Source organism: Mesorhizobium sp. B2-2-3 (assembly GCF_006442405.1).
Lineage (GTDB): Bacteria > Pseudomonadota > Alphaproteobacteria > Rhizobiales > Rhizobiaceae > Mesorhizobium.
Genome location: NZ_VFWC01000004.1, coordinates 32,171 through 57,314, shown reverse-complemented (window position 1 = coordinate 57,314; position 25,144 = coordinate 32,171). Strand labels below are relative to the sequence as shown.

The 25,144-nt window shown below is 64.2% G+C and carries 25 protein-coding genes; 16 read left to right on the top strand and 9 right to left on the bottom strand.

Annotated elements, in window-relative coordinates:
* Positions 1–153 precede the first annotated feature (153 nt).
* The 8 genes from FJ951_RS08875 to FJ951_RS08840 all read left to right on the top strand — a co-directional run bounded on the left by FJ951_RS08875 (position 154) and on the right by FJ951_RS08840 (position 7,716).
* Entirely contained in the window at positions 154–705 is a 552-nt protein-coding gene (locus tag FJ951_RS08875; protein WP_140514532.1) for a MaoC family dehydratase, read from the top strand.
* A gap of 2 nt (positions 706–707) precedes the next feature.
* On the top strand, positions 708–1,868 hold the full coding sequence (locus FJ951_RS08870) for a CaiB/BaiF CoA-transferase family protein (protein ID WP_140497632.1): 1,161 nt from the start codon (positions 708–710) through the stop codon (positions 1,866–1,868).
* Positions 1,869–1,900: 32 nt separating this feature from the next.
* Positions 1,901–3,046, top strand: a complete 1,146-nt coding sequence (locus FJ951_RS08865) for an extracellular solute-binding protein (RefSeq protein WP_140514936.1) — start codon at positions 1,901–1,903, stop codon at positions 3,044–3,046.
* A 22-nt stretch (positions 3,047–3,068) separates the two neighbouring features.
* Positions 3,069–4,256 carry an ABC transporter substrate-binding protein gene (locus FJ951_RS08860; RefSeq protein ID WP_140514530.1) on the top strand — a complete coding sequence of 396 codons (1,188 nt, stop codon included), beginning with the start codon at positions 3,069–3,071 and terminating at the stop codon, positions 4,254–4,256.
* Between the two features lie 72 nt (positions 4,257–4,328).
* On the top strand, positions 4,329–5,066 hold the full coding sequence (locus FJ951_RS08855; RefSeq protein WP_140497628.1) for an ATP-binding cassette domain-containing protein: 738 nt from the start codon (positions 4,329–4,331) through the stop codon (positions 5,064–5,066).
* A complete protein-coding gene (locus FJ951_RS08850; protein WP_140497625.1) occupies positions 5,059–5,799 on the top strand; it encodes an ATP-binding cassette domain-containing protein in 741 nt (246 codons plus the stop codon). The genes FJ951_RS08855 and FJ951_RS08850 overlap by 8 nt, the downstream gene beginning before the upstream one ends.
* Complete coding sequence (locus FJ951_RS08845) at positions 5,796–6,746, top strand: ABC transporter permease (protein WP_140497623.1); 951 nt, start codon at positions 5,796–5,798, stop codon at positions 6,744–6,746. The genes FJ951_RS08850 and FJ951_RS08845 overlap by 4 nt, the downstream gene beginning before the upstream one ends.
* A gap of 1 nt (position 6,747) precedes the next feature.
* The gene (locus FJ951_RS08840) at positions 6,748–7,716 is read left to right on the top strand and encodes an ABC transporter permease (protein WP_140514528.1); all 969 of its coding nucleotides are present in this window, start codon (positions 6,748–6,750) and stop codon (positions 7,714–7,716) included.
* A gap of 20 nt (positions 7,717–7,736) precedes the next feature.
* On the opposite strand, the gene FJ951_RS08835 is transcribed toward FJ951_RS08840, so the two are convergent.
* Both FJ951_RS08835 and FJ951_RS08830 read right to left on the bottom strand, forming a co-directional pair.
* Positions 7,737–8,573 (bottom strand): amidohydrolase, encoded by an 837-nt coding sequence (locus tag FJ951_RS08835; RefSeq protein ID WP_140514526.1) that lies wholly within the window; start codon positions 8,571–8,573, stop codon positions 7,737–7,739.
* A gap of 62 nt (positions 8,574–8,635) precedes the next feature.
* Positions 8,636–9,421: an IclR family transcriptional regulator gene (locus FJ951_RS08830; protein ID WP_140514524.1), complete on the bottom strand. Its 786-nt coding sequence runs from the start codon at positions 9,419–9,421 to the stop codon at positions 8,636–8,638.
* A gap of 168 nt (positions 9,422–9,589) precedes the next feature.
* Between FJ951_RS08830 and FJ951_RS08825 the strand changes: the two genes are divergently transcribed.
* From FJ951_RS08825 to FJ951_RS08790, 8 genes are all read left to right on the top strand, one after another.
* Positions 9,590–10,909 carry a sugar ABC transporter substrate-binding protein gene (locus FJ951_RS08825; protein ID WP_140514523.1) on the top strand — a complete coding sequence of 440 codons (1,320 nt, stop codon included), beginning with the start codon at positions 9,590–9,592 and terminating at the stop codon, positions 10,907–10,909.
* 145 nt (positions 10,910–11,054) lie between these two features.
* Positions 11,055–11,951: a sugar ABC transporter permease gene (locus tag FJ951_RS08820; RefSeq protein ID WP_140514521.1), complete on the top strand. Its 897-nt coding sequence runs from the start codon at positions 11,055–11,057 to the stop codon at positions 11,949–11,951.
* Complete coding sequence (locus FJ951_RS08815) at positions 11,951–12,817, top strand: carbohydrate ABC transporter permease (protein ID WP_140497611.1); 867 nt, start codon at positions 11,951–11,953, stop codon at positions 12,815–12,817. The genes FJ951_RS08820 and FJ951_RS08815 overlap by 1 nt, the downstream gene beginning before the upstream one ends.
* A 4-nt stretch (positions 12,818–12,821) precedes the next feature.
* A complete protein-coding gene (ugpC, locus tag FJ951_RS08810; protein ID WP_140514520.1) occupies positions 12,822–13,919 on the top strand; it encodes a sn-glycerol-3-phosphate ABC transporter ATP-binding protein UgpC in 1,098 nt (365 codons plus the stop codon).
* A gap of 4 nt (positions 13,920–13,923) precedes the next feature.
* On the top strand, positions 13,924–15,036 hold the full coding sequence (locus FJ951_RS08805; RefSeq protein ID WP_140514518.1) for a mandelate racemase/muconate lactonizing enzyme family protein: 1,113 nt from the start codon (positions 13,924–13,926) through the stop codon (positions 15,034–15,036).
* Between the two features lie 10 nt (positions 15,037–15,046).
* The gene (locus FJ951_RS08800) at positions 15,047–15,376 is read left to right on the top strand and encodes an L-rhamnose mutarotase (RefSeq protein WP_140497605.1); all 330 of its coding nucleotides are present in this window, start codon (positions 15,047–15,049) and stop codon (positions 15,374–15,376) included.
* A complete protein-coding gene (locus FJ951_RS08795; protein ID WP_140514516.1) occupies positions 15,369–16,445 on the top strand; it encodes a Gfo/Idh/MocA family oxidoreductase in 1,077 nt (358 codons plus the stop codon). Before FJ951_RS08800 ends, FJ951_RS08795 begins: the two co-directional genes overlap by 8 nt.
* An 8-nt stretch (positions 16,446–16,453) precedes the next feature.
* Entirely contained in the window at positions 16,454–16,900 is a 447-nt protein-coding gene (locus FJ951_RS08790; RefSeq protein ID WP_140514514.1) for a MaoC/PaaZ C-terminal domain-containing protein, read from the top strand.
* A 7-nt stretch (positions 16,901–16,907) separates the two neighbouring features.
* Here the strand turns inward: FJ951_RS08790 and FJ951_RS08785 are convergent, their stop codons facing one another.
* From FJ951_RS08785 to phnY, 7 genes are all read right to left on the bottom strand, one after another.
* Positions 16,908–17,705, bottom strand: a complete 798-nt coding sequence (locus FJ951_RS08785; protein ID WP_140514512.1) for an ABC transporter permease subunit — start codon at positions 17,703–17,705, stop codon at positions 16,908–16,910.
* Positions 17,706–17,707: 2 nt separating this feature from the next.
* Complete coding sequence (locus FJ951_RS08780) at positions 17,708–18,565, bottom strand: 2-aminoethylphosphonate ABC transporter permease subunit (protein WP_140514510.1); 858 nt, start codon at positions 18,563–18,565, stop codon at positions 17,708–17,710.
* On the bottom strand, positions 18,558–19,670 hold the full coding sequence (locus FJ951_RS08775) for an ATP-binding cassette domain-containing protein (protein WP_246670978.1): 1,113 nt from the start codon (positions 19,668–19,670) through the stop codon (positions 18,558–18,560). Before FJ951_RS08775 ends, FJ951_RS08780 begins: the two co-directional genes overlap by 8 nt.
* A 59-nt stretch (positions 19,671–19,729) precedes the next feature.
* A complete protein-coding gene (locus FJ951_RS08770) occupies positions 19,730–20,758 on the bottom strand; it encodes a 2-aminoethylphosphonate ABC transporter substrate-binding protein (protein ID WP_140514506.1) in 1,029 nt (342 codons plus the stop codon).
* 257 nt (positions 20,759–21,015) lie between these two features.
* Positions 21,016–22,026: an NAD(P)-dependent oxidoreductase gene (locus tag FJ951_RS08765; protein ID WP_140514504.1), complete on the bottom strand. Its 1,011-nt coding sequence runs from the start codon at positions 22,024–22,026 to the stop codon at positions 21,016–21,018.
* The gene (locus FJ951_RS08760; protein ID WP_140514502.1) at positions 22,023–23,387 is read right to left on the bottom strand and encodes an aspartate aminotransferase family protein; all 1,365 of its coding nucleotides are present in this window, start codon (positions 23,385–23,387) and stop codon (positions 22,023–22,025) included. The genes FJ951_RS08765 and FJ951_RS08760 overlap by 4 nt, the downstream gene beginning before the upstream one ends.
* Before the next feature lie 73 nt (positions 23,388–23,460).
* Complete coding sequence (phnY, locus tag FJ951_RS08755; protein ID WP_140514500.1) at positions 23,461–24,918, bottom strand: phosphonoacetaldehyde dehydrogenase; 1,458 nt, start codon at positions 24,916–24,918, stop codon at positions 23,461–23,463.
* Positions 24,919–25,144 lie beyond the last annotated feature (226 nt).

The window sequence follows — 25,144 nt, the reverse complement described above, 5'->3', positions numbered from 1 at the left end:
AAATTTCGCCCGTCCTCGCTTGCAACGCAACCCCATATGTGAAAATAGTATTTACAAAAGAAGATTGACGGGAGGAGACGTCGTGCAATCTGGCGCCTTGACGGGTGTTCCGAAACTTGTGCCGTGCCTCGCGCAGTGCCAGCGGAGCCAGCGATGAACGACTTCGCACCGACCGTCGGCGTCGCCTCGACGCATCCGGCCAACATGCCCGCGGAACATGCCGCCTTGCCGGTTTGGAACGCCGAGAACTGGTTCTACGAGGACTGGCCGGTCGGCCAGAAGATCCGCTCGTTGCGCCGCACCCTGGCCGAAGGGGACAGCCACCTGTTCAACACGCTGGTGCTCGACATCCATCCTTACGTGCAGGACCAGATGTTTGCCGAGACGGAGGGCATTTTCGGCAAGCGGCTGGTGGCCGGCGCCTTCGTCTTCTCGGCTGGCCTGGGGCTCGTCGCCACCAATTGCGTCAATGCGTTTTCCTATGGCTACGACAAGCTCCGCTTCATAAAGCCCGTCTTCATCGGCGACACGATCTATTCGATCCGCTCCAACCTCGACAAGACGCCGCGCTACAAGGACATGGGGCTGATCCGCGCCAGCTACGAGGTGTTCAAGGGCGAAGGCGAACTCGTTCTCTATTGCGAGCATCTGCAGACTGTGAAGTACCGCAACCCTGCCGATTTCCTCGGCAAGACGGAGAAGTAGAAATGCCGGCAGCAGCCGAATTGCCGCTTGCCGGTCTCGTCGTCGTCGACATGAGCCAGTTCCTGTCCGGGCCCTACTGCTCGCTCAGGCTGCTGGATCTCGGCGCCCGCGTCATCAAGATCGAGCGTCCGGACGGCGGCGACCTGTCGCGCCGGCTCTATCTCAGCGACACCGAGATCGGCGGTGATTCCACCATCTTCCATGCCATCAACCGGGCCAAGGAAAGCCTCGCCATCGACCTGAAGGACGAGGCGGATCTCAAGGCGCTGCGCGGCCTGCTGGCCAAGGCCGACGTGCTGATCCAGAATTTCAGGCCGGGTGTCATCGAACGGCTCGGCCTCGACTACGAGGCGGTCCGCAAGATCAACCCGCGCCTGGTCTATGCCTCGATCAGCGGCTATGGCGAGGACGGCCCATGGGTCAAGCGGCCCGGCCAGGACCTCCTGGCGCAGGCGCGCTCCGGGGTGATGTGGCTGAACGGCGACGAGGACCAGGGGCCGGTGCCGTTCGGGCTTGCTATCGGCGACATGCTGGCGGGCGCGGCATGCGCGCAAGGCATACTGGCCGCCCTTGTGCGGCGCGGCATCACCGGCCAGGGCAGCCATATCGAAACCAGCCTGCTGGAAGCGCTGGTCGACTTCCAGTTCGAGGTACTGACCACGCATCTCAATGACGGCCGGCGTTTGCCGCGCCGCTCCAGCTTCCGCAGCGCGCATGCCTATCTGTCGGCACCTTACGGCGTCTATCCCGCCAAGGATGGTTACCTCGCCATCGCCATGACACCGATCCCGAAACTCGCCGACCTGCTGTCGCTGGAGGAACTGGCGCCCTACCGCGACAAGCCGGCATCCTGGTTCACCGCGCGCGACGACATCAAGGCGATCGTCGCGCAGCGGATCGCGACCAGGACGGTCGACGAGTGGCTTGATGTTCTCGAACCCGCCGACATCTGGTGCGCCAAGGTGCTGACCTGGCCGGAAATGCTGGCAAGCGGGGGCTTCCAGTCGCTCGACATGCTGCAGACGGTGACGCGCGAGGACGATGTCTCGATCCTTACCACCAGTTCGCCGCTCAGGGTCGACGGCATCAGGGCCAAGGTCGACCGGGCAGCACCGCGCATCGGCGAGCATAGCGCCGCGATCCGCGAGGAGTTCGGCCTGTGACCACGCGCTTCCTAAAGCCCACGCTCAGGGGCATGACCTGGAACCATCCGCGCGGCTATGATCCGATGGTCGCCTGCTCGTCGCTGTGGAAGCAGAAAACCGGCATTGCCGTCGAATGGGACAAGCGTTCGCTGCAGGACTTCGAGTCCTTCCCGGTCGAGGAACTGGCGCGCGCCTATGATCTGATCGTCATCGACCATCCGCATGTCGGCCAGATCACCGCCGAACGCTGCCTGGAGCCGCTCGATGTCGCCGGCCGCGAGGCGGAGCGCGCGGCACTTTCCTCCGGCAGCGTCGGCCAGTCCTATCCGAGTTACACATGGCAGGGACGGCAGTGGGCGTTTCCCATCGATGCCGCGACGCAGGTCCAGGCATGGCGGCCCGATGCGCTTGGCGCACCGCCATCGCGATGGAGCGAAGTGCTCGATCTCGCCCGGCAGGCACGCGTGCTGCTGCCGTTGCGGCCACCGCATTCGATGATGGTGTTCTTCACGCTCGCAGGCAATCTCGGGCATGCTTGCGCGACCGACCCGTCCAACGATCTCATCGACGACGAGGCCGGCAGCGAAGTCTTCGAGACAATGCGCGAGATTGCCGCGCTGGTCGACCCGGCCTGCTTCGAGATGGATCCGATCGCCGTTTCGGAGCGGATGGCGCAGGCCGGATCCCCGATCGTCTGCGCACCGCTGATCTACGGCTATGTTTCCTACGCGATGGCCGGGTTTCGCCCACATCGCCTGGCATTTGGCGACATCCCTGTTGTCGGATCCAGCGGCCCGATTGGCACGGCGCTTGGCGGCACAGGCATAGCGGTGTCGGCCTTCTCGAAGGCGAAAGAGGCGGCAACCGATTTCGCCTACTGGCTCGCCAGCGGCGAGGTCCAGCGTGGCCCCTATGCCGCGGCCGGCGGACAGCCCGGCCATGCCGCGGCCTGGGAGGATCAGGCCGTCAATGCGGCGACCGGCAATTTCTATCGCGATACGCGCGCGACCCTGGAGGGCGCATGGGTGCGGCCTCGCCATGATGGTTACATGGCGTTCCAGCAGGCCGCGTCCGACCGCGTCAATTCCGGCATGACCTCAGGGCATCGTTCCAGCCAGGTCATTGCCGATCTCAATCGCCTGTTTCGGCAGAGCGCCCCGGCGCAGGCGACCGGCACTGCCGGTGGAGGAGCCTGAAAAAATTGAACGGAGGAGACAAATGAAAAGCCTGATCCGCGGCCTTGTGGCCGCAACCGCCTTCGCCTCACTCGCAACGACAGCTTTTGCCGAAGACGTACAAGGCGTCATCAGCGGGCTGCCCGATGAACTCAAGGCGCAATATGACGGCGCGCCGCAGACGGTGCTGCCATCGGCCTGGGACAATTTCAACCCGCCGTCCAAGCCATGGAAATGGTGCCATTCGGAATCCTACCAGGGCAACCCCTGGCGGGTCACCGTCACCAAGGAGCTGAAGCGCCTGGTCGACGGGCTGATCGCCGACGGCACCGTCTCCAGCTTCGAAGTGTCGGATTCCAACAACGACGCCAGCCAGCAGATCAACCAGATCCGCGCCTTCATCGACAAGAAGTGCTCGATCATCACCTCGATCCCGGGCTCGGCAACAGCGCTCGATGACGCCATCGATGCGGCCGCCAAGGCAGGCATCCCGTTCATCACCGCCGCCGGTTCGGTGACCAGCCCGAACGCGATCAATGTCGATTCCAACTATGCGCGCTGGGGCTACGACATGATGACGGCGATCGGCAAGGCCAAGCCTGATGGCGCCAGCATCCTGCTGGTCGAGGGCATCGCCGGCCACCCGATCGTGGTTCAGGAGCGCCAGGGCGCCGACAAGGCGCTGGCGGAAAACCCCAAGCTGAAGATCTCGCGCACGGTCAACGGCAATTGGACGGCCAATGTCACCAAGACGGTGGTGCTGCAGGCGATCGCCACCAACCCGGCGCCGATCGATGCGGTGTGGACGACAGGCAGCGAAAGCCGCGTCGTCGCGGAGGCGTTCGCCGAAGCCAGCCGGCCGGCGCCGCTGATCACCGGTTCGATCACCGGCGATGCCCTGGGCTACTGGAAGGCCAATCCCGACAAGTACCGCTTCGAGGGCCATGCCGTGCTGCCGCACTGGACCGCCGAAACGCTGTTTCGCGTCGGCGAACGCATGCTCGACGACCAGAAGCCGAAGCTGAACACGCTGCTCATTCCGATTCCGCCGGTCCACAATGCCGATCTCGGCGCCTGGTACAAGGACTGCATGACGACGGATGCCGTATCGATCTTCCCGGTGCCGCCCAAGGATCCGATGCCGGAAGAATGGCTCGACGCCTATTTCTCCAACCCGGCGCCGACCAAGGGATGGGACTATTCGAAGGTGCCAGACGCCTGCGCGAAGTGACGCCTGGGCCAGATAAGACCTCGACAAGCCGGCTCCTTTCGGAGGGCCGGCTTGCCAGCTTCGAAACGCGACATGCTTGAAATCAGAAACATATCCAAACGCTATGGCGAGACGGTCGCGCTTGCGGACGCCTCGATCGCGTTCCGGGCAGGAACCATCCACACCATCCTGGGCGAGAATGGTTCGGGCAAGAGCACCATGGTCAAGCTGCTGTCCGGCATCGTTCAGCCCGACAGCGGCACGGTCCTGCTGCAAGGCAGGCCGTTTTCGGGCGGAACCCCCTCGGCCTTCCAGGCGCAAGGCTTCGCCACGGTCTTCCAGGAAGTGCTGATCGCGCCGGACCGCAGCGTGACCGACAATATCCTGCTTGGCCTCGACGGCCTGGTCCGGCGCGCGGTTCCCCGCAACGAGCGGCGCGACAGGGCAGCCGCCGCCCTCAAACGTTTCGCCGTCACCAACGTTCCGCTCGACATGCCCGCCGGGCAGTTGCCGCTCGCAGCACAGCAACTCGTCGTTCTTGCTCGTGCGGTCGTGCGCGATCCAAAGATCCTGATCCTCGACGAAGTGACCGCAGCACTCGACTTCGCCGACCGCGAGTCCGTTTTTTCGCTGATGCGCACGCTTGCCGGCGAAGGCTGCCTGATCCTGTTCATCACCCACCGCATGGATGAGGTGACGTCGCTTTCGGATCGCATCTCGATCCTGCGCGGCGGCAGCGTGGTGCGCACCGAGGAGCGCGGCGCTTCGACGCCGGCGGAGCTTCTCAAGGCGATGGCGCCACGCACCGCCGCGGAGCTGGCGCATGGCTGATCGCGCCGCCCTCACTATCCGCGACCTCGTCATCGCACCGGACGCCAGCCCGATCATGCAGGCGGTCGCCGCCGGCGAGATCGTTGGGCTCGCCGGCCTGGATGGCCACGGCCAGGAGCTTTTCCTCGAGATGCTCGCCGGCCTAGTCGCGCCGCTTGGCGGTTCGATAACCCTCGATCTGCCCGGCGCATCCCGCGCCATCACCGGCTTCCGCAAGGCCGTATCGAGCGGCATCGCCTATCTTCCGCGCGGGCGTGCCAAAGGCATTTTCCCGACGCAATCGGTGCTCGACAATTTCGCCGTCTCGACGCTGTCTCGCGATACCCGCCTCGGCCTGATCAGCCCGGCGGCGCGCAAGGCGCGCTACGAGGCCTATCGCGAAAGGCTGTCGATATCGGCGCCTCGGCCCGACGCGCCGATCACCACCCTGTCCGGCGGCAACCAGCAGAAGGTGCTGTTGGCGCGGGCCCTGGCGCTGGACCCCGCAATGTTGCTTCTCAACGACCCGACGCGCGGCGTCGACGTAGCGACCCGGCATGTTCTCTACGACGTCTTTCGCGGGCTGGCTTCCGACGGCATGGGGCTCGTCATCCTGTCCAGCGAGATCGAGGAGATCCTTCTTCTCTGCCATCGCGTGCTGGTGTTCCGCGAAAATGAAGTCGTGGCGGAAATCGCCGGCCAGGCGATGACCACCGGGAACGTGATCGCAGCCATGTTCGGACGCGCGGCATGAGACCCTTCGCACGCATCCTGTCCCTCGGCCGAAGCGTCGGCTTCGCCGTCGTACTGCTGATCGCCCTGCTGGCGATCAATCTGATGCTGAGCCCGGCACGGTTCCAGCCGGGCTCCTGGGGTGCGCTGGTTGGTCTGGCGGCGCCGCTGATCGGTGCGGCCATCGCCTCGACGCCGGTGATCCTCGCCGGGCGCGGCGGCATCGATATTTCGGTCGGGCCGCTGATGGGCTTCGTCAACGCCATCGTGATCCAGGTGCTTTTCCTGCGCGCCGGAATATCCTCGCCGCTGGCGCTTGTTCCGGCGGCGCTGCTCATCGGTGCGCTGGTCGGGGCGGCGAACGGTTTCCTGGCGACCATCGTGCGCATCCAGCCGATCGTGGCCACGCTCGGCACCTATCTGATCCTGACGGGGGTGACGCTGACCATCCTGCCGGCGCCGATCGGCCCGGCGCCGGCCTGGCTGAAAGCCCTGGCGGGCCCACTCTCGCTTCTGCCGCTGGCCTTGATGTTCCTTTTTTGGTGGCTGGTGCGGCGCAGCCCTTATTACGACCAGCTGATGGCGGTCGGCAGCGACGATCGCGCCGCCTATACGGCCGGCGTCGACGTCACGCTCGTGCGCTTCATCGCCTATGTCATGACCGGCATCCTGGGCGGCTGCGCCGGACTGATGCTGACTGCGCTGATCGGGTCGGCCGATCCCAACATCGGCCCGACCTACACGCTGATCGCCATCGCCGCCGTGGCGCTCGGCGGTGTCAGTCTTGCCGGCGGCCGTGGTGGCGTCGCGGGTGCCGCGATCGGCGCTGTCGACATCTTCCTGCTGCAAAGCGTGCTGACGACGTTCAACGTCTCGACCTTCGTGCTGCAGATCGCCTACGGCGCCATACTGGTGCTGGCGGTGATGCTGACCGCGCTGCAGGAACGCTTTGCCATCGGGAGGCGCTGACATGGCTGGCCGAAATCTATTCGCGACAACCAATGCCCGTGTCGTCGGCGCCTTCTGTGTTGCCGCCCTTCTGCATCTTGCCGGCATCATCCTCATTCCGGGCTACTCCAGCCCGTTTGCGGTGCGCGCCATGCTGGTGCTTGCCTCGCTGCTCGCCGTCGCCTCGATCGGGCAGACGCTGGTCGTCATCATGGGCGGCATCGACCTGTCGATCCCGTTCGTCATCGGCTTTGCCAATGTCGTGGCCGCGCAACTCTACGGCGATGGCTGGAATTTTGTCCTGGTCTGCGGCCTCGTCGGCGTGCTGGCGATCCTTATCGGTGGCCTGAACGGGCTCATCGCGCGCAGCCTCGACATCCAGCCGCTTATCGTCACGCTCGGCATCGGCATGGTCGTGCAAGGGCTGGTGCTTTTATGGACCGCGGGCTTCCCTTCAGGCTCCGCGCCGCAAGCGGTTTCGAGCTTCGTGTCGATCGGCGGATCGGCCGGGCCACTGCCGGTTCCATGGCTGGTGCCCTGTCTTGTCGTGCTGGCGGCGCTCGTCGTCCTGGTGCTGGAGCGGACGCCCTATGGGCGCCGGCTCTACGCACTCGGCAGCAATCCGGGTGCCGCGCCTCTGGCGCTGATCGGTCCCGTCCGCATGTGGGTGATCACCTATGCGGCAAGCGCCTTCTTCGCCGCGGTGGCGGGCGTTCTGCTGCTCGGCTTCACCGGCTCGGCCTATGGCGATGTCGGGCAGCCCTACCTGTTCCAGACCATCGCGGCCGTGGTCGTCGGCGGCGCGGCGCTGGTCGGCGGGCGCGGCAGCTATCTCGGGACCATTGCCGGCGTGCTGGTGCTGACCGAGATCAACACGCTGCTCATCGGGCTGGGCTTCCAGCCCTCGGCGGTGCAGGCAGCACTCGGCTTCATCATCGTGCTGTTGGTGTCGCTCTACGGCCGCGAACGGCACGTTTCGGCGACGATCTGAAGAGCCCCAAGCAGAGCCGGTTAAAGCCGCCAGAGCTTGCGGGCGTTCACCGAGAGCAGCCTGTCGCGTTCCGCAACACTGCAACCGGCAAGCAGCGCATGGGTCGCCGCCACCCAGGTCGAGAGACCGCCACCCAGCGTGCAGACCGGCCAATCGCTGCCCCAGACAACACGATCCCATCCGAACGAACCGATCGTGTGTTCGACATAGGGCCGCAGCGTCTCGACCGTCCAACTGCCGGGATCCGCATAGGCGACGACGCCGGAAATCTTGGCCACGACGTTGGGACGCCGCGCGATTTCGCTCATGTGTTCGCGCCACGGATGCTCGCCATTGCCCTTGATGTCGGGGACGCCGCAATGGTCGAGCACGAACTGGACGTCGGGCGCCAGATCGGCGAGCGCGATCGCCTTGGGAATCTGATGCGGTAGCACGACGAGATCGAAGGTGAGCCCGGTGCCGCCGAGCCGCCGGATGCTGTCCCGGAATAGCGCGCCTTCCGAGAGTTCATCGGGCATGACGTGGAGGACGCGGCGAAAACCCTTGACGAACGGCTTTGCTCGCTGGCGCTCGAGATAGGCCGCAAAATTGGCCTCTTCCGGACGGCAGGCGGCGATCGCCCCGGCCAGCATGCTGCCGGCCTGTCTCGACAGGCCTTCGACACGTTCGGTCTCGGCCTCGATATCGGCAGGGTCGACATCGACCTCCATATGCAGCACACGCTCGACGCCGACACGTTGAGCTTCCACGCCGTACTCCTCATAGGAGAAGTCGCGGTTGAGAGCGGGCACGCCGGCAAGCCACGGGTAGCGCAAGGCCGAGCGGTCGATGAGGTGCAGGTGGGTGTCGATGATCATGGCAGGGCTCCTCCCGTATCTTTCACATCATCTCACGGAGGAATTCTTCATTCAAATAAGAATTACACCGATGAACCGACGGCCGACCCGGCCAGACGCGACAGCTTTTCACATGTGGCCAGCAGCAGTTCGATGGTGCGGGTCATGTCCGGCGCGGACGGTGCGTTGACGACGGTGATGTAAGGAATCGAAAGCGCCGCGATCGCCTTGCCGTCGGAGCCGCGCACCGGTGCCGACAGATTGTAGACGCCGGCAGTCTGCATCGAGGCCATCATCTCATATCCCCGTTCCCTGATCTGGTCGAGACGGGCAAAGAACTCGGGCGGCTGCGCCGTATTGTCGGTGCTGCGGACATGTTCGGAGATCATCATCTGGCGCTCCTCCTGCGAACGGAAAGCGAGCAGCACATGTCCCGAACCGGTGTCGAACAGGCTGATGTGGGCGCCGACCCGGATCGAGATGCCCCAGTAGTTCGGCGCCTCCTGCTGGCCGATGACCACGGCGGAACCGCGATCAAAAACAACGAGTTGGTTGGCCTGCTGCGACGTCTCCGCCAGCTCCCGCATCAACGGCGTCGCATAGGAAACCAGCCGCCGCACCGGCGCGTGCAGTTGCGCCAGGCCGAACAGCTTGAGCGTCAGTGAATAGCGGTCACCGTCGAGCCGCGTGACATAACCGCGTCGCACCAGCCGGTCCAGCATGCGGTAGAACTCGTTGGGGCTGCGGTCGAGCTTCTTGGCGATTTCCGCCTGCGTCAGGCCGCCGTCGACGCCGGCCAGCAGTTCCAGGATGTCGAGCCCCTTGTCGAGCGCAGGCGCGCGATACCGCTCGTCTTCGCTATCATCCATGGGCTTTCCCTCCAGTGAAATCGATTCTTCATATACGCAGGAATGCTGCCGGCGGAAACAAATTTCGCCTTGACGTATCCATGAATGTTTTGTTTGTATATGAATGTAACACTTCTTGTCATCAGACGAGTTGCGGTCGCCGCCAAGGCGCACCCAGGGAGGATACCAATGAACAGACTGCTTTCCGGCGTGTGCGCCGGCGCATTGTTGCTTGCGTCAGGCGCAGGCGCGGCCCTTGCCGGCGACCTGCCCGGCAAGTTCGAAGGCGTTACCGTCGACGTGAAGCTGATCGGCGGCCAGCAATATGAAAAGCTCTACGAGCGTATCCCCGAATGGGAGAAGGCGACCGGCGCCAAGGTCAACATCCTGACCAAGAAGAACGGCTTCGACATCGACAAGGAGTTGAAGTCCGACATCGCCTCGGGCAGCACCAACTGGTGCGTCGGCTGGAACCATTCCTCCTTCGCGCCGCAGTATACCGGCCTCTATACCGACCTCAGCAAATTGCTGCCCAAGGAAGAGATCGACGCCTTCGTGCCATCGACGATCAAGGCGGCGACCATAGATGGCAAGCTGGAGATGCTGCCGCGCGCGCAGTTCGACGTCTCTGCCCTCTACTACCAGAAGAGCCTCTACGAGAACGCCGACAACAAGGCCAAGTTCAAGGCGAAATACGGCTATGATCTGGTGCCGCCGGACACCTGGAAGGAAGTCACCGACCAGGCCGAGTTCTTCGCCAACCCGCCCAACTTCTACGGCACGCAGTTCGCCGGTAAAGAAGAGGCGATCAACGGCCGCTTCTACGAGATGGTGGTGGCCGAGGGCGGCGAGTATCTCGACAAGGACGGCAAGCCGGTCTTCAACTCCGAAGCCGGCGTGCGGGCGCTCGACTGGTTCGTCAACCTCTACAAGGCCAAGGCCGTGCCGGCCGGAACCACCAACTATCTCTGGGACGATCTGGGCCAGGGTTTTGCCTCGGGCACCGTCGCCATCAACTTGGACTGGCCGGGCTGGGCCGGCTTCTTCAACGATCCGAAGTCGTCGAAGGTCGCCGGCAATATCGGCGTCAAGGTCGCGCCGAAAGGCTCGTCCGGCAAGCGCACCGGCTGGTCCGGTTTCCATGGCTTCTCGGTGACCGAGAACTGCCCGAACAAGGAGGCCGCGGCATCGCTGGTGTGGTGGCTCACCAATGAGGACAGCCAGAAGCTGGAAGCCGCCGCGGGCCCGCTGCCGACCCGCACCGCGGTCTGGGACTGGGACCTGAAGCAGGCCGAAAACGATCCTTACAAGAAGGAGGTCCTCTCCGCCTTCCAGGAAGAAGCCAAGCACGCCTTCGCGGTGCCGCAGACGCCTGAATGGATCGAGATCTCGAACGCCGTCTATCCCGAATTGCAGGCGGCGATCCTCGGCGACAAGACGTCCAAGCAGGCGCTCGACGAAGCCGCCGCCAAGGCGACGCAAATCCTCGAAGACGCCGGCAAGCTGTAGAACCGCTCCCAAGGCCGCCTCCCCCATCAGTCATGGGGGAGGCGCTCGCGTTTTAGGGCGCGCACTGCCTCGGGTGTTCCACGATGACGATGCCTGCCCCGCCCGGCTCGACAGGCGGCAATCGAATGCAACTCACAGGGTCCCAATGAAGGGCTTCAAGCCATCCGCGCCATTCCTGCTGCTGCTTCCGGCGATGATCGTGCTGGCGGCGGTCGTCGTGGTGCCGTTGCTTTTGTCGCTCTATTCCAGCTTCACGCCGTTCCGCCTGACCAAGCCCGAAACGTTCTTCGTCTTTGTCGGCTTCCGCAATTATCTCTCGATCCTGGCGAACGCCGATTTCTGGTGGGCGTTCGGCCGCACGGTTCTGTTGCTGACCATCGCGCTCAATCTCGAAATGCTGCTGGGCCTCGGCCTCGCCATGCTGGTCGAAAAGGCGACGCGCGGCCAGCGCATCCTGCGCACGCTGATGATGTTTCCGATGATGTTCTCGCCGATCCTCGTCGGCTTCCAGTTCAAGTTCATGTTCAACGACAATATCGGCCTGGTGAACAACGCCCTGCAATCGCTCGGCATCACCAGGGATGCCATTGCGTGGCTGATCGAAGGCCATCTCGCCTTCATCGCCATCTCGATCGCCGAGATCTGGTCGTCGACGGCGATCTTCGCCATCCTGATCCTCGCCGGGCTGCTCGCCATGCCCAAGGAGCCAATCGAGGCGGCGCGCGTCGACGGCTGCACGCCGTGGCAGACGTTCCGCTATGTGACCTGGCCGTTCGTCATGCCTTTCGCCTACATCGCCATGACCATCCGTTCGCTCGACGTGGCGCGCGCCTATGACATCGTCAAGATCATGACCGATGGCGGGCCGGCGGGCCGCACCGAGCTTTTGTGGACGCTGGTGGCGCGCACCGCCTACAGCGACGGGCGCATGGGCATGGCCAACGCCATGGCCTATTTCTCGATCCTGTTGTCGATCGCCTTCACCGTCTACTTCTTCAACAAGCTCGCCGCGGCGCGCACGCAGATCGGTGCGGAGTGGTGATGGACGAGAATTCTTCCGCCCGCCTCAAGCGCCGGCTGCTGGGCATCGCCTATCGCATCGGCCTGTTCCTGGCGATGCTGACCATCTGCCTGCCCGGCCTGTGGATCGTGCTTTCGTCGCTGCGGCCGACGGTGGAGATCATGGCCAAGCCGCCGGTGTGGATCCCGCAGCAGATCTCGTTCGACGCCTATGTCGCGATGTTCTCAGGGATCGGCAAGGGCGGCATCCCGGTCATAGAATATTTCCGCAACTCGCTGATCATCTCGGTGACCTCGACGATGATCGCGGTGGCCATCGGCATGGCCGGCGGCTATGCCTTCGCGCGCTACCGTTTCCGCGGCAAGTCGGGCGTCTTCCTCGGCCTGATGCTGACGCGCACGGTGCCGGGTATCGCGCTCTCGCTGCCGCTGTTCTTCCTTTATGTCAGGCTCGGCATCATCGACACGCATTTCGGACTGATCCTGGCCTATGTCGCGCTCAACGTGCCGTTCACCATCTGGCTGATCGACGGCTTCTTCCGCCAGGTGCCGAAGGACCTCGCGGAAGCCGCCCAGATCGACGGCTGCACCCGCTGGCAGGCCTTCTGGCAGGTCGAGTTCCCGCTTGCCGGGCCCGGCATCGCCTCCGCCGCGATCTTTGCTTTCCTGACCTGCTGGAACGAGTTCGCGCTGGCCTCGCAGCTTACCCGCTCGGTCAGCGCCAAGACCCTGCCGGTCGGCCTGCTCGACTACACGGCCGAATTCACCATCGACTGGCGCGGCATGTGCGCGCTCGCCGTGGTGATGATCATCCCGGCGCTCACCCTCACCTACATCGTCCAGAAACACCTTGTCGGCGGCTTGACCTCCGGCGCGGTGAAAGGCTGATCCCATGGCAACGGTTTCCCTCCAAAAGCTGACCAAGCGCTACGGCAATGTCGGGATCGTGCACGGCATCGACCTCGACATCGCGGACCGCGAATTCATCGCGCTGGTCGGCCCCTCCGGCTGCGGCAAGTCGACGACGCTCAGGATGATCGCAGGGCTGGAAGAGATCAGCGCCGGCTCGATCGAGATCGGCGGCCGCGTCGTCAACGATTTGCCGCCGCGTTCGCGCAACATCTCGATGGTGTTCCAGTCCTACGCGCTTTATCCCCACATGACGGTGCGCGAGAACCTCGGCTTCTCCCTGAAGATTGCCGGGGCCGCCAAGGAGGATATGGAGCGCCGCGTCGCCGAAGCCTCGGCCATCCTCGGCCTCGACACGCTGCTCGACCGTCGCCCGTCGCAACTTTCCGGCGGCCAGCGCCAGCGCGTCGCCATGGGCCGCGCCATCGTACGCGATCCCGACGTGTTCCTGTTCGACGAGCCGCTTTCAAATCTCGACGCCAAACTGCGCACGCAGATGCGGACCGAAATCAAGAAGCTGCACGCCAAGGTGCGGTCGACGGTGATCTATGTCACCCATGACCAGGTCGAGGCGATGACGCTTGCCGACCGCATCGTCATCATGCGCGACGGCCATATCGAACAGGTCGGCACCCCAGACGAGGTGTTCCGACGGCCGGCGACGCGGTTCGTCGCGGGCTTCATCGGCTCGCCGCCGATGAATTTGCACGAGGCGACGATCGATGACGGCCAGCTGGTTTTCGCCAGCGGCGAAAAGCTGCCGCTGCCTAGCCAATTCAAAGCCAATGTCGCCAGGGGTAACAACGTGGTGTTCGGGTTGCGGCCCGACGACATCTACCCGACCGGCCATGGTATCAGTTCCGGTGGTGCCGCAGACGTCCACCAGATCGAATTGCCGATCACGGTCACCGAACCACTCGGCAACGAGACGCTGGTGTTCGTCGAATTCAATGGCGCAGACTGGGTTTCGCGCATGCTGAACCCAAGAGCTTTGAGATCGGGCGAGCGGGTGGCCATGAGCCTCGACCTGTCGCAGGCGCACCTGTTTGCCGCCGACACGGGAAAGTCATTGCGGAGCTGACGACATGGCCACGATCGAAAAGATAGAACTGCGGATGGTGGACCTTGTGCCGAAGGTCAAGCGCACGGACGCGATCCAGAGTTTCGTCAGCCAGGAAACGCCTCTCGTCACGATCACCGATTCCGACGGCGCCGTCGGCACCGGCTACAGCTACACGATCGGCACCGGCGGCTCGTCCGTGATGCGGCTCTTGTCCGACCATCTGGCGCCGCGCCTGATCGGCCGCGACCCCGACATGATCGAGGCGATCTGGCACGATCTCGAATTCGCCACGCACGCCACCACGATCGGCGCGATCACGGCCATCGCGATCGCGGCGATCGACACCGCGCTTTGGGACCTGCGGGCGAAGAAGCAGGGCCTGCCTCTGTGGAAGCTGGCGGGCGGCGCCAAGGACCGCTGCCCGCTCTACACGACGGAGGGCGGCTGGCTGCACATCGAGACGCAGGCGCTGGTCGATGACGCGCTGGCCGCGAAGGCCAAGGGATTTCGCGGCTCGAAGGTGAAGATCGGCAAACCGCACGGATCGGAAGATCTGGCGCGGCTGGCGGCGGTGCGCAAGGCGGTGGGCGACGGCTACGAGATCATGACCGACGCCAATCAGGGATTCTCCGTCGACGAAGCGATCCGCCGCGCAGCGAGGCTGCGTGAACTCGATCTCGCCTGGATCGAGGAGCCGCTGCCGGCCGACGACATCGATGGCCATGTCAGGCTGTCGAATTCGACGCAGACGCCGATTGCCATCGGCGAGTCGCTCTATTCCATCAGGCATTTCCGCGAATACATGCAGAAAGGCGCCTCTTCGATCGTGCAAGTCGATGTCGGTCGCATTGGCGGTATCACGCCCTGGCTAAAGGTGGCGCATGCGGCGGAGGCCTTCGACATCCCGGTCTGTCCGCATTTCCTGATGGAATTGCATGTCAGCCTCACCTGCGCTGTTCAGAACGGCCGGTATGTCGAGTACATTCCGCAGCTTGACCAGTTGACCGGCAAGCGCATGCGCATCGAGGATGGGCACGCTCTGGCACCCGAGGAGCCCGGCATCGGCATCGATTGGGACTGGCACGCGGTCAAGGCCATGAGCATCGCCGAATTCACCACGGCGATCACGAAATAGGGGAACGAACATGCAGCGGATGGGAATGGTTCTGGGACTGAAGCCGGAAAAGGTCGAGGAATATGTGCGCCTCCATGCCGCCGTCTGGCCCGACGTGCTGACCATGATCTCGGCTTGCAACATCGAGAACTATTCGATCTACCTGAAGCGGCCGGAGAACCTGCTGTTTGCCTATTTCGAATACCACGGCACCGACTATGCCGCCGACATGGCCAAGATGGCGGCAGACCCGAAAACACAGGAATGGTGGGCCCTCTGCATGCCTTGCCAGGAGCCGCTGGCGACCCGCAAGGAGGGCGAATGGTGGGCTTCGATGGACGAGGTCTTCCATCATGACTGAAGGCGGTTTCGACCCTGCCTCACTCATCCAGTCCTGGCCTAAGCCTACAAAGCCCCGGCCGATCGTCACCTTTGGCGCAGGTTCGATTGTCGGCGATGCCCATTTTCCCGCCTACCGGAAGGCCGAGTTTCCGGTTGCCGGCCTCTATGATCCGGACCAGGCCAAGGCGCGGACGTTGGCCGAGAAATGGGGTGTCACCGCATTCCGCTCCGTGGAAGAAGCCGCCGGAATCAACGATGCGATCTTCGATCTCGCGACACCGCCCGGTCGGCATGCCGAGATCCTGAAGGCGCTTCCCGAGGGGGCGGTCGCACTGATCCAGAAGCCGATGGGCAACTATCTCGGCGAGGCAACCGAAATCCTCGAAATCTGCCGCGCCAGGAAGCTCAAGGCTGCGGTGAATTTCCAATTGCGTTTCGCGCCGATGATGCTGGCGCTCAAGGACGCCATCGCCAAGGGATGGCTCGGCGAGGTCGTCGACTTCGATGCCTGGCTGGCGCTGGCGACACCTTGGGAACTGTGGGAATTCCTGCTCAAGGCGCCGCGCGTCGAGATCGCGATGCATTCGATCCACTATCTCGACCTCGTCAGGCAATTGCTGGGCGAACCCAAAGGGGTGCACGCCAAGACGCTCGGCCACCCCAACCATACCGTGGCTCAGACGCGCACCAGCGCCATCCTCGACTATGGCGACACCGTGCGCTGCGCGCTGTCGATCAACCATGACCACAAGTTCGGGCGCCGGCACCAGGCCTGCGAATTCCGCATCGGCGGCACCGAGGGCGCGGCCTATCTCAAACTCGGCCTCAACCTCGACTATCCCCGCGGCGAACCGGACATCCTGGAAATATACCCGAAAGGCGGGACGGATTGGATTGCCGTGCCACTCGCAGGCGAATGGTTCCCCGATGCCTTTGTCGGGCGTATGGCCAATGTCCAGCGTTTTGCTTGCGGAGAAGACGACGAGCTGGTCAGCTCGGTCGAGGACGCCTGGAGCACGATGGCGCTGGTGGAAGCCGCCTATAAATCGAGCGCGGCGCCGGCGACGCCGCTGGCCGAAAAGCCGTAAGGCAGGACATGGAACAGATCATTTATTTCGAAGACTACGAGATCGGCTCCTCGCGGCTGACCAGCGGCCGCACCATTACCGAGACCGATTTCGTCGTCCATGCCGGCCACACCGGCGATTTCTTTCCGCACCACATGGACGCCGAGTTCATGAAGACGACGCCGTTCGGCCAGCGCATCGCGCACGGCACGCTGGTGTTCTCGGTCGGCATCGGACTGACGGCAAGCGTCGTCAATCCCGTTGCCTTCTCCTATGGCTATGATCGGCTGCGTTTCATCAAGCCGGTGTTCATCGGCGACACGATCCGCACGCGCACCACCATCGCGGCCAAGGAGGACGATCCGAAGCGGCCGGCCGCGGGCCGGGTCATCGAACGCTGCGAGGTGATCAACCAGCGCGACGAAGTGGTGTTGGCCGCGGATCACATCTACATCGTCGAACGCAAACCCGGCTGAGGCAGCGCTACGATCCGGTGGCGCGCGCGGTGATGCGCTCCAGACCGAGCAGCAGCGCCAGGGTCGCCACCACCAGGATCATGGTGAGCGCTGCTCCCGCAAAGATGTCGCCTCGGTCGGTGAGGCTGAAGATCGACACCGGCAGCGTCACCCAACCCGGCGGATAGACCATCACGGTGGCGCCGAGTTCACCCATCGACAGTGCGAAGCTGAGCCCGAACGCTGCGACCAGATAGGGTGCGAGCAGAGGCAAGGTGACGTGCCAGAGGCGGTAGGCCGGCCGCGCGCCGAGGCTCGATGCCACCTGTTCGAAGTCGGGCGAGAGCCGCGCCAGGCCGGCCGACACATTGCCGAAGGTGAAGGCCGATATCAGCACGAAATGCGCGATCATGACGATCGCGATCGTACCGTTGAGCAGCAGCGGCGGATGGCTGAAGGCGACCAGCAGGCCAAGGCCGACGGAGACCGAAGGCACGGCGCTGGGGATGAAGAACAACAGGCCGAGCAGGCGCCGCAGCGCATGCCCCTGGACCCGCAGCGACAGCGCCGCCCAGGTGCCGCTGACCAGCGCCAGCGCGCTGGCTGCAAAACCGGTGAGAAGGCTCGCCTTGACCGCATCGCCGGCCGCGCCATGCAGGACGTCGCTGTAGTGTTCCGTCGTCAGGCTGCTCGGCAGCACCCCGTTCCACTGGCCGGCAAGGCTGGACAGGAGAATGACCGCAAGCGGCGCCAGGAACAGCACACCGAAGATCAGCGCGAAGAGGAGCCACAGAACGAGGCGACCGGAGCGGGACCAGACGAGCATGGCTAGACCCCCAGCCGGCCGGCTGCGAAACGATAGAGCCCGAACAGGCCGAGCGACAGCGCGATGTTGATCAGGGCGATGATGCAGGCGACCTGATAGGCCGATTCCTGGATCGCCTTGCCATAGATCAGCAGCGGCAGCGTGATGACCCCCTTGGCGCCGATGAACAGCACGATGCCGAACTCGTTGACGGTGAGCAGCAGGCAGAGGCTCCCGCCGGCAATGAGCGCCGGGATGGCGGCCGGCAGGATGATTTGGCGCACGATGCGGAACGACCGCGCGCCGAGCACGCTTGCCGCTTCGATCTGGCCGCGGTCCACCAGCGAGAAGGCGGCAAGCAGCGGCCGTAGGATGAACGGCGTGTAGACAGTGACCTCGGCCAGCACCACGCCCCAGCTCGAATAGAGAAAATCGACGGGCGGCGACGGCAGTGAAAAGGTCTCCATCAGCCCTGCGTTGAGCATGCCTGCGGAACCGTAGAGGAAGGTGAAGGCGAGCGTCACCAGGAAGGTCGGCAATGCGATGAAGGTGTCGATCAGCCTGGCGATGAAGCCGCTGCCGGGGAACGGAACGAAGGCCAGGATCAGTGCCAGCACGAGACCGACGATCAGGCACCCGGCAGTCGCGGTAACCGAAATCGTCACCGTGTTGATCAGCGCGTTGAGGAAGAAGCGCGAATGCAGGACGCGGATCACTTCGGCGACATTGGCAACGCCGCTGTCGTCCAGGAAGGCCTGCCGGGCGATGAGCGCCAGCGGATAGAAGAACAGCAGGGCCAAGAGTGCGGCCGGCGGCACGATCCAGAATCTGCCAGGCTCTCTCCTGACCGCTGGCGAGGCCATAGCGACAGCCTCAGACACCGGCGTCTTCCGGAACGAGCGAGGTGTCGGTGGGCGCGAAGAACAGCGGCACCTTGGCGCCGGGTTCCGGCAGGGCCATCGGCAGTCTCGTCGCCGAGACGCGCACCGTCGTGCCGTCGACATCGAGCACGAGATGGGTGAGTTCGCCTTGCCAGTGCACCTCCAGGAGCGTGCCGACAATGCGATTGGTATGGTCGCCATCGGCCGTCAGGCTGAGGTGCTGGGGCCTGATACAAAGCAGGCTCTTGTCGCCGGCCTTCTCGTCACGGCCGGTGCCCATCAGCACCGCGTCGCCATGCCTTGCCGCGGCAAAACCCTTGGAGCCGGCAGCCTCGGCAATGGTGACCGGCAGTAGATTGGCGCGGCCGAGGAACTCGGCGGTGAAGCGGTTGGGCGGGCGGCGGTAGAGCTCGGTCGTCGGTCCATGCGAACAGACCGAGCCGTCGCGCATGATGGCGATCTTGTCGGCGAGGGTGAGCGCCTCTGTCTGGTCGTGAGTGACATAGAGGATCGTCAGGCCCGGCAGGCTGCGGTGCAGCCTGGCGATCTCCTCGACCATATTGCGGCGGATCTGTGCGTCCAGCGCCGAAAGCGGCTCGTCAAGCAGCAGCACGCGGGGCCGCACGGCAAGAGCGCGCGCAATCGCGACACGCTGCTGCTGGCCGCCGGAAAGCTCGCGCGGATAACGTGCTGCATAGGCAGCCATGCCGACGGTGCCGAGCGCATCCTTGACCCGCTCGGCGATCAGCGCCTTGTCGGCGCCCTGAGCCCTGAGGCCGAAGGCGACGTTGTCCTCGACCCGCATATGCGGAAACAGCGCGTAGTTCTGGACCACCATGCCGAGCCCGCGCTCATAAGGCGGCAGATCGGTCACATCCGTCGCGCCAATGCGGATTCGTCCGCTTCTCGGCCGCACGAAGCCGGCCACCGCCCGCAAGGCGGTGGTCTTGCCGGAGCCGGACGGGCCGATCATCGCCAGGATCTCGCCGGGAGCAATATCCAGGGTCAGCGGATGCAGAACGACATGCGCGCCATAGGCGACAACGACCTTGTCGAAATGGACGTTGGAGCCGGCGCCGCGAACCTTCGCGGCGTCGATGTCCATGACACTGGTCCCAGTAAAAGCGGCGGCCGACATGGCATGGTCCTCCGGATTGGCAGGGATCAACTTCCGGTCGCTTCGTTCCACCGCTTGACGTAGTCAGGCAGCTTGGCCAGAGCGTCATCCCAGTTCGGCGACCAGATGGTCAGGCCCTTCATCGCCTCTTGCGCCTTCGCGAAATTGGCGTCGTTCGGCGTCACATCCTTGCGGGCCGGCAGGCCAAGTGCCACGGAACTGACCTTCGACTGAGCTTCCTTTGAGAGCAGGAAGTCGATCAGCTTCTTGCCGTTGTCGGCATTGGGCGCGCCGGTTACCAGGCCGATCTCATAGGGCAGCGCAAAGGTGGAGCGCACGCCGTCAGGCCCCGCCGGCCAGAACACCTTGATATTGGGATTGTCGGCCATTTGCGACATGTTCATCTGCAAATCGCCGTTGGCGACATGCAGCTCGCCCTTGTTGACCAGCGCCGTCAGCTTGCCGGTCGAAGCGGAGGGGCCGACATTGTTGTCCTGCAATTTCTTCATGAACTCGAAACCTGCATCCTCGCCGCCGAAGGCATGGATGATCTGCAGCATGACAGCGGTGCCGTCGCCGGCCTGGCCGGGCGTCGAGTATTGGATCTTGCCCTTGAATTTCGGGTCCAGCAGGTCGTCGTAGCTCTTCGGCGCTTCCGAAAGCACGGCGCTGTTGTAGATGAAGTTCATGTAGTTGTTGACCAGCGGCCGGTATTTGTCGGTGCCGCCGTCGATCTGGTCCGCCCCTTCGGGCTTGTAATCCTGCAGCAGGCCGCCGGCGGCGGCGCGCTGCACGAAGGGCGGCAATGTCACCAGCACGTCCGCTTGCGGGTTCGACTTCTCCTTGGCGACACGCTCGACGACACCGCCCGAACCAGCCTCGATATACTGCACCTTGATGCCGGTGGCCTTGGTGAAGGCGGCGAACTCGGTTTCGAACCAGCTGCCGTTGCCGTCATGCAGGCCATCGGCGGAGTAGATGGTGACGACGCCATCTGCCATCGCCGGTCCGACGAGGGCAGCCGACGCCAGCAACGCGGCGAAAGCCGCGACCGTGGTTGCGTTGCGTGATTTCATGTCCAGTTCCCCTTTTTTGATTGATGGCACATTCTGCGATGCACTGTGGCGACGGCGCCGGCTGCTTCTGCTTCGATTAGTACCGGCAGCGTCGTCGTTATGGACAACTCTGGGGATTGGGAATCGATAAGTAAAATCTATTTATTTTATGACAGGCAAACTTCATCTGATAGTTGTCATGGAACCGTCGCAGTCATGTCGCGAACATATTTCGGCCTGCTCAGGGCAGGCCGTCGAAGCGTTTGAGCAGGTGATGATCAGACGAATGAAACGCCAGAAGTCTGCGCCCGCAACCGCGGGTCGGACGAGCGCACGATCACCGGCCGGCCGTCGAGAATCTCAAAGCAGCGCGCGAGCGTGTCGTCCTCGAGCCGGCGCATCGCCTCATGCGTAAAGAAGGTGAGGTGCGGGAACAGGATGACGTCGTCGCGGCCGAAAAGCGCGCTCATCGGATGGCCCGATTTGGCCAGCGGCTCGACCGAATAGACGTCGAGCCCGGCGCCGCCGATGCGCTCGGAAACGATCGCCTCGACAAGGGCCGCCTCGTCGATGAGCGCGCCGCGCGAGACGTTGACGATGATGGCGGAAGGTTTGAGACAGGCGAGTTCAGCCTTGCCGATCAGGCCGCGCGTGCTGTCGTTCAGCACGCAATGGATTGAGACGAAGTCGCAGGCGCGAAGCATTGCCTGGAGGTCGTCGGCTTTTTCGATGCCGGCGGCGCGCATCGTTTCGGCGTCGACACCAGGATCGAAGCCAAGAAGCCGCGCATGAAATCCGTGGCCGGCCATGCGCGCCATGCTGCGGCCGATTTTGCCACAACCAACGATCCCAAGCGTGGCGCCTGAAATGTCGCGTCCCAGCCAGCGCGGCTCGGGCCAGATCCAGCCATCGCGCGATACCGCCGCGGTGATGGCGGGCAGCCGCTTGGCCAGCGCGACCATCATGGCGAAAGCACCTTCGGCGACGGTTTCCTCGGCATATTCGGGCACGTTGACGACGGGGATACCGCGCCGCATGGCAGCGGGGATATCGATGGCGTCGATACCGACGCCATATTTGATGATGCCCTTCAACCTCGGCGCCGCGTCGATCACCTCCGCAGTGACTGGCGTGTAGCACATCAAGAGCAGATCGGCGTCGGCGACCGCGGCTTTGAGCTCCGCCTCGGAAATGCCGTCCGGCAGCGTCACCAGCTCGACACCCCTTGCCCGCAAGCCGGCATCGATGCCCGGGCATTCGAGCTCGCGGTCGGTACGGACGGCCTTCACGGTAAGGCCGTCAGCACGGCGCGTTCGACGATATCGAGCGCACGGTCGAGATCGGCTTTCGAAATCACCAGCGGCGGCGACAGCGTCAGCACGTTGCCGTGGCTGACCTTGAAGCTCAGCCCCCGTTCCAGGCAGGCATAGAAGACGCGTTCGGCAAGATCGCGCGCGGGCTGGCGCGAGGTACGGTCCTCGACGAGTTCGACGCCGACCATCAATCCCCTGCCCCTGACATCTCCGATATGAGGCGAGCGCCCCATCAGATCCTGCATGCGTCCCAGCATATGCCGGCCAAGCTCGGCCGCACGCTCGACCAGTCCTTCCTCCAGGATGATATCGATCGTCGTCAGCGCCGCGCGCGTCGTCACCGGGTTCTTCTCGTGGGTGTAGTGACCGATGGCAAAACCGCCGGTGACGTCGAGATCGCGGCGGGCGATGACAGCGGCGATAGGCAGGATGCCGCCGCCGAGCGACTTGCCGAGAACGACGATGTCCGGCGTCACGCCGTCATGCTCATGGGCGAAGAATTTTCCGGTCTTGCCAAGGCCGGTCGGGATCTCGTCGAAGATCAGCAGCGTGCCGTGCCGGTCGCAGGCCTCGCGCACCCGATTCCAGAAACCGGGCGGCGGCGGGTTGGGCGTCGCCCGCATCGGCTCGGCGACGACCGCGGCCACATCCTGTTCGCGACCGAGCACATAGGCGATCATGTTGGCGCAGGCGAGCCCGGAGGCTTCCAGGGTGCCGTGGCCGTAAGGACAGCGGTAGCCGTCCCAGGGCGCGACATGTTCGGTGCCGGTCATCATCGGGCCGGCGATATGGGAACGGAAGGTCGCTTCGCCGCCGACGCTTGCGGCACCGAAGCCGGCGCCATGAAAGGCATCCCAGAACGAAACCGTCTTGAAGCGACCGGTCGCGGCGCGCGCGATCTTCAGCGCCACCTCGATGGCGTCGGAACCGCCTGTCGTGAACAGCACCTTGCCGAGATCGCCGGGCGCCAGCTCGGCCAATTTCTCGGCCAGTTCGACAGCGGGTTCGCAGGTGAAGCGGCGCGGCGCAAAACAGAGGTCGTCGAGCTGTTTCTTGATCGCGGCGACCAGCTTCGGATGGCCATAGCCGAGATGGTGCACGCTGTTGCCGTGGAAATCCATGAAACGGCGGCCGGCGGTGTCCTCGATCCAGATGCCTTCGGCCTTGGCAATCGTCGAAAGACAGGGGCTGGACAGGCTCTGGTGCATGAAGGCCGAAGCGTCGCGGTCAAGCAGTCCGCGGATGCGCGGATCGTCCTGGCCGGAATCCCAGCGGCTGCGGGCCGCCGTGGTGTTGGAATCACCCTCGGTATGCACAAGCTCTTTGATCGCGACCATAACCCTCTCCGAAACGCGAATGAGGGAGCGTGGAACGCTCCCTCTCTGTTGTTCTGTCAGCCGAGTGGTCCGGTCAGGACCAGGGCAGCGAAAACGTCTTCACATTGGTGTAGCTCTTCATCGCCTCGATGACGCCTTCCTTGTAGCCATTGCCACTGTCCTTGATGCCGCCGAAGGGCGACATCTCGATGCGGTAGCCCGGCACTTCCCAGATGTTGACCGTGCCGACCTCAAGGCCGGCAATATATTTCTGCATGCGGGGGAACGAGTTGGTGCAGACGCCCGACGACAGGCCGAAGGCGGTCGAGTTGGAGAGCCTGATCAGCGCCTCGTCATCGTCCGGTGCGCGCACGATCGGGATGATCGGGCCGAAGGTCTCTTCCATCACCAGTTCGGATGTGTGCGGCACGCGATCGACGACGATCGGCGGCAGCAGCGCGCCTTGCCGGCCCGGATTGTAGAGGATTTCGGCGCCCTGCCCGGCGGCCATGTGGACCCGGGCTTCGAAGAGTGCCGCCGCCTTCTCGTGCACGACGGTGCCGAGATCGGTCGTGCGGTCCATCGGGTCGCCGAAGCGGATCTTTCGGGCCCGCTCCAGCACCAGCGGCACGAAGCGGTCGGCGATGCTTTCCTGGACGAGGATGCGCTTGACCGCCGTGCAGCGCTGGCCGGAGTTCTTCGTGGCGCCGGCGACGGCGAGATCGGCGGCCCTGGCCAGATCGTCGTCCGAGAGATCGTTGAGGATGATCAGCGGATCGTTGCCGCCGAGCTCCAGCACCTGGCGCTTGTAGCCGGCTGTGCGGGCGATCATCTTGCCGACCGGCACGCCGCCGGTAAAGGTGATCAGGTCGATGTTGTCGTTGGTGATCATCTCGTTGCCAATGTCGGCCGGCCAGCCGGTCACCACCGAGAGCATTTCCGGCGGCAGGCCGGCTTCGTAGAGGATGTCGGCCAAAAGCAGCGCCGTCATCGGCGTCAGTTCGGTCGGTTTGACCACCACGCAATTGTTGGTGGCGATCGCCGGCGCCACCTTGTGCGAGACCATGTTGAGCGGATGGTTGAACGGGGTGATCGCCGAGATCGCCTTCAGCGGCTCGCGCGTGGTGAAGATCTTGCGCGCTTTGCCGTGCGGGGTGAGATCGCAGGAGAAGATCTGGCCGTCATCCTGGATGCACATCTGCGCCGACAATGTGAACACGTCATAGGCGCGGCCGACCTCATAGAGCGAATCCGTCTTGGAGATGCCGAGCTCGAGCGTGATGAGATCAGAGATTTCTTCCCGGCGCGACGCGAGTTTTTCCGCCGTGCGGAACAGGATCTGCTGGCGCTCGTAGCGCGTCAGCTTCGACCTGTAGCCGGCGGCGATCTCGAAGGCCTGGCGGGCATGCTCGGCGCGGCCGGCAGGCACGGTGCCGATAACGGTGTCGTTCCAGGGATAGCGCACCTCGACAACGTCGTCGGCATCAACCTTCTTGCCGGCGATGCGCATCGGCTCGTGGCGAACTTTGATGGCAGGGTCGAGTTGGGTCATGTGCTCTGCTCCAGCAGATTCTTGGGTACGTCGCGGCGAGGGTCGACCCCCACTCCGGCCCTTCGGGCCACCTCTCCCCCGATCGACGGGGGAGAGGAAATCAGGTGAGGTCAGCGCCCCAGGCTTGGCGCCTTTCCTCTCCCCCGTCGATCGGGGAGAGGTGCCGAGCGGAGCGAGGCGGAGTGGGGTCGACCAGCGCCATCTTGGAGGCGACACCGGCACCCGA

Excerpts from the sequence above, each read along its gene's own strand:
- FJ951_RS08870 (WP_140497632.1), top strand. The coding sequence starts at position 708 with ATGCCGGCAGCAGCCGAATTGCCGCTTGCCGGTCTCGTCGTCGTCGAC.
- FJ951_RS08850 (WP_140497625.1), top strand. The coding sequence starts at position 5,059 with ATGGCTGATCGCGCCGCCCTCACTATCCGCGACCTCGTCATCGCACCG.
- FJ951_RS08815 (WP_140497611.1), top strand. The coding sequence starts at position 11,951 with ATGGACGAGAATTCTTCCGCCCGCCTCAAGCGCCGGCTGCTGGGCATC.
- FJ951_RS08835 (WP_140514526.1), bottom strand. The coding sequence starts at position 8,573 with ATGATCATCGACACCCACCTGCACCTCATCGACCGCTCGGCCTTGCGC.
- FJ951_RS08865 (WP_140514936.1), top strand. The coding sequence starts at position 1,901 with ATGACCTGGAACCATCCGCGCGGCTATGATCCGATGGTCGCCTGCTCG.
- FJ951_RS08790 (WP_140514514.1), top strand. The coding sequence starts at position 16,454 with ATGGAACAGATCATTTATTTCGAAGACTACGAGATCGGCTCCTCGCGG.
- FJ951_RS08845 (WP_140497623.1), top strand. The coding sequence starts at position 5,796 with ATGAGACCCTTCGCACGCATCCTGTCCCTCGGCCGAAGCGTCGGCTTC.
- FJ951_RS08770 (WP_140514506.1), bottom strand. The coding sequence starts at position 20,758 with ATGAAATCACGCAACGCAACCACGGTCGCGGCTTTCGCCGCGTTGCTG.
- FJ951_RS08830 (WP_140514524.1), bottom strand. The coding sequence starts at position 9,421 with ATGGATGATAGCGAAGACGAGCGGTATCGCGCGCCTGCGCTCGACAAG.
- FJ951_RS08875 (WP_140514532.1), top strand. The coding sequence starts at position 154 with ATGAACGACTTCGCACCGACCGTCGGCGTCGCCTCGACGCATCCGGCC.
- FJ951_RS08760 (WP_140514502.1), bottom strand. The coding sequence starts at position 23,387 with ATGGTCGCGATCAAAGAGCTTGTGCATACCGAGGGTGATTCCAACACC.
- FJ951_RS08855 (WP_140497628.1), top strand. The coding sequence starts at position 4,329 with ATGCTTGAAATCAGAAACATATCCAAACGCTATGGCGAGACGGTCGCG.
- ugpC (WP_140514520.1), top strand. The coding sequence starts at position 12,822 with ATGGCAACGGTTTCCCTCCAAAAGCTGACCAAGCGCTACGGCAATGTC.
- phnY (WP_140514500.1), bottom strand. The coding sequence starts at position 24,918 with ATGACCCAACTCGACCCTGCCATCAAAGTTCGCCACGAGCCGATGCGC.
- FJ951_RS08840 (WP_140514528.1), top strand. The coding sequence starts at position 6,748 with ATGGCTGGCCGAAATCTATTCGCGACAACCAATGCCCGTGTCGTCGGC.
- FJ951_RS08795 (WP_140514516.1), top strand. The coding sequence starts at position 15,369 with ATGACTGAAGGCGGTTTCGACCCTGCCTCACTCATCCAGTCCTGGCCT.
- FJ951_RS08825 (WP_140514523.1), top strand. The coding sequence starts at position 9,590 with ATGAACAGACTGCTTTCCGGCGTGTGCGCCGGCGCATTGTTGCTTGCG.
- FJ951_RS08785 (WP_140514512.1), bottom strand. The coding sequence starts at position 17,705 with ATGCTCGTCTGGTCCCGCTCCGGTCGCCTCGTTCTGTGGCTCCTCTTC.
- FJ951_RS08820 (WP_140514521.1), top strand. The coding sequence starts at position 11,055 with ATGAAGGGCTTCAAGCCATCCGCGCCATTCCTGCTGCTGCTTCCGGCG.
- FJ951_RS08805 (WP_140514518.1), top strand. The coding sequence starts at position 13,924 with ATGGCCACGATCGAAAAGATAGAACTGCGGATGGTGGACCTTGTGCCG.
- FJ951_RS08800 (WP_140497605.1), top strand. The coding sequence starts at position 15,047 with ATGCAGCGGATGGGAATGGTTCTGGGACTGAAGCCGGAAAAGGTCGAG.
- FJ951_RS08860 (WP_140514530.1), top strand. The coding sequence starts at position 3,069 with ATGAAAAGCCTGATCCGCGGCCTTGTGGCCGCAACCGCCTTCGCCTCA.
- FJ951_RS08775 (WP_246670978.1), bottom strand. The coding sequence starts at position 19,670 with ATGGACATCGACGCCGCGAAGGTTCGCGGCGCCGGCTCCAACGTCCAT.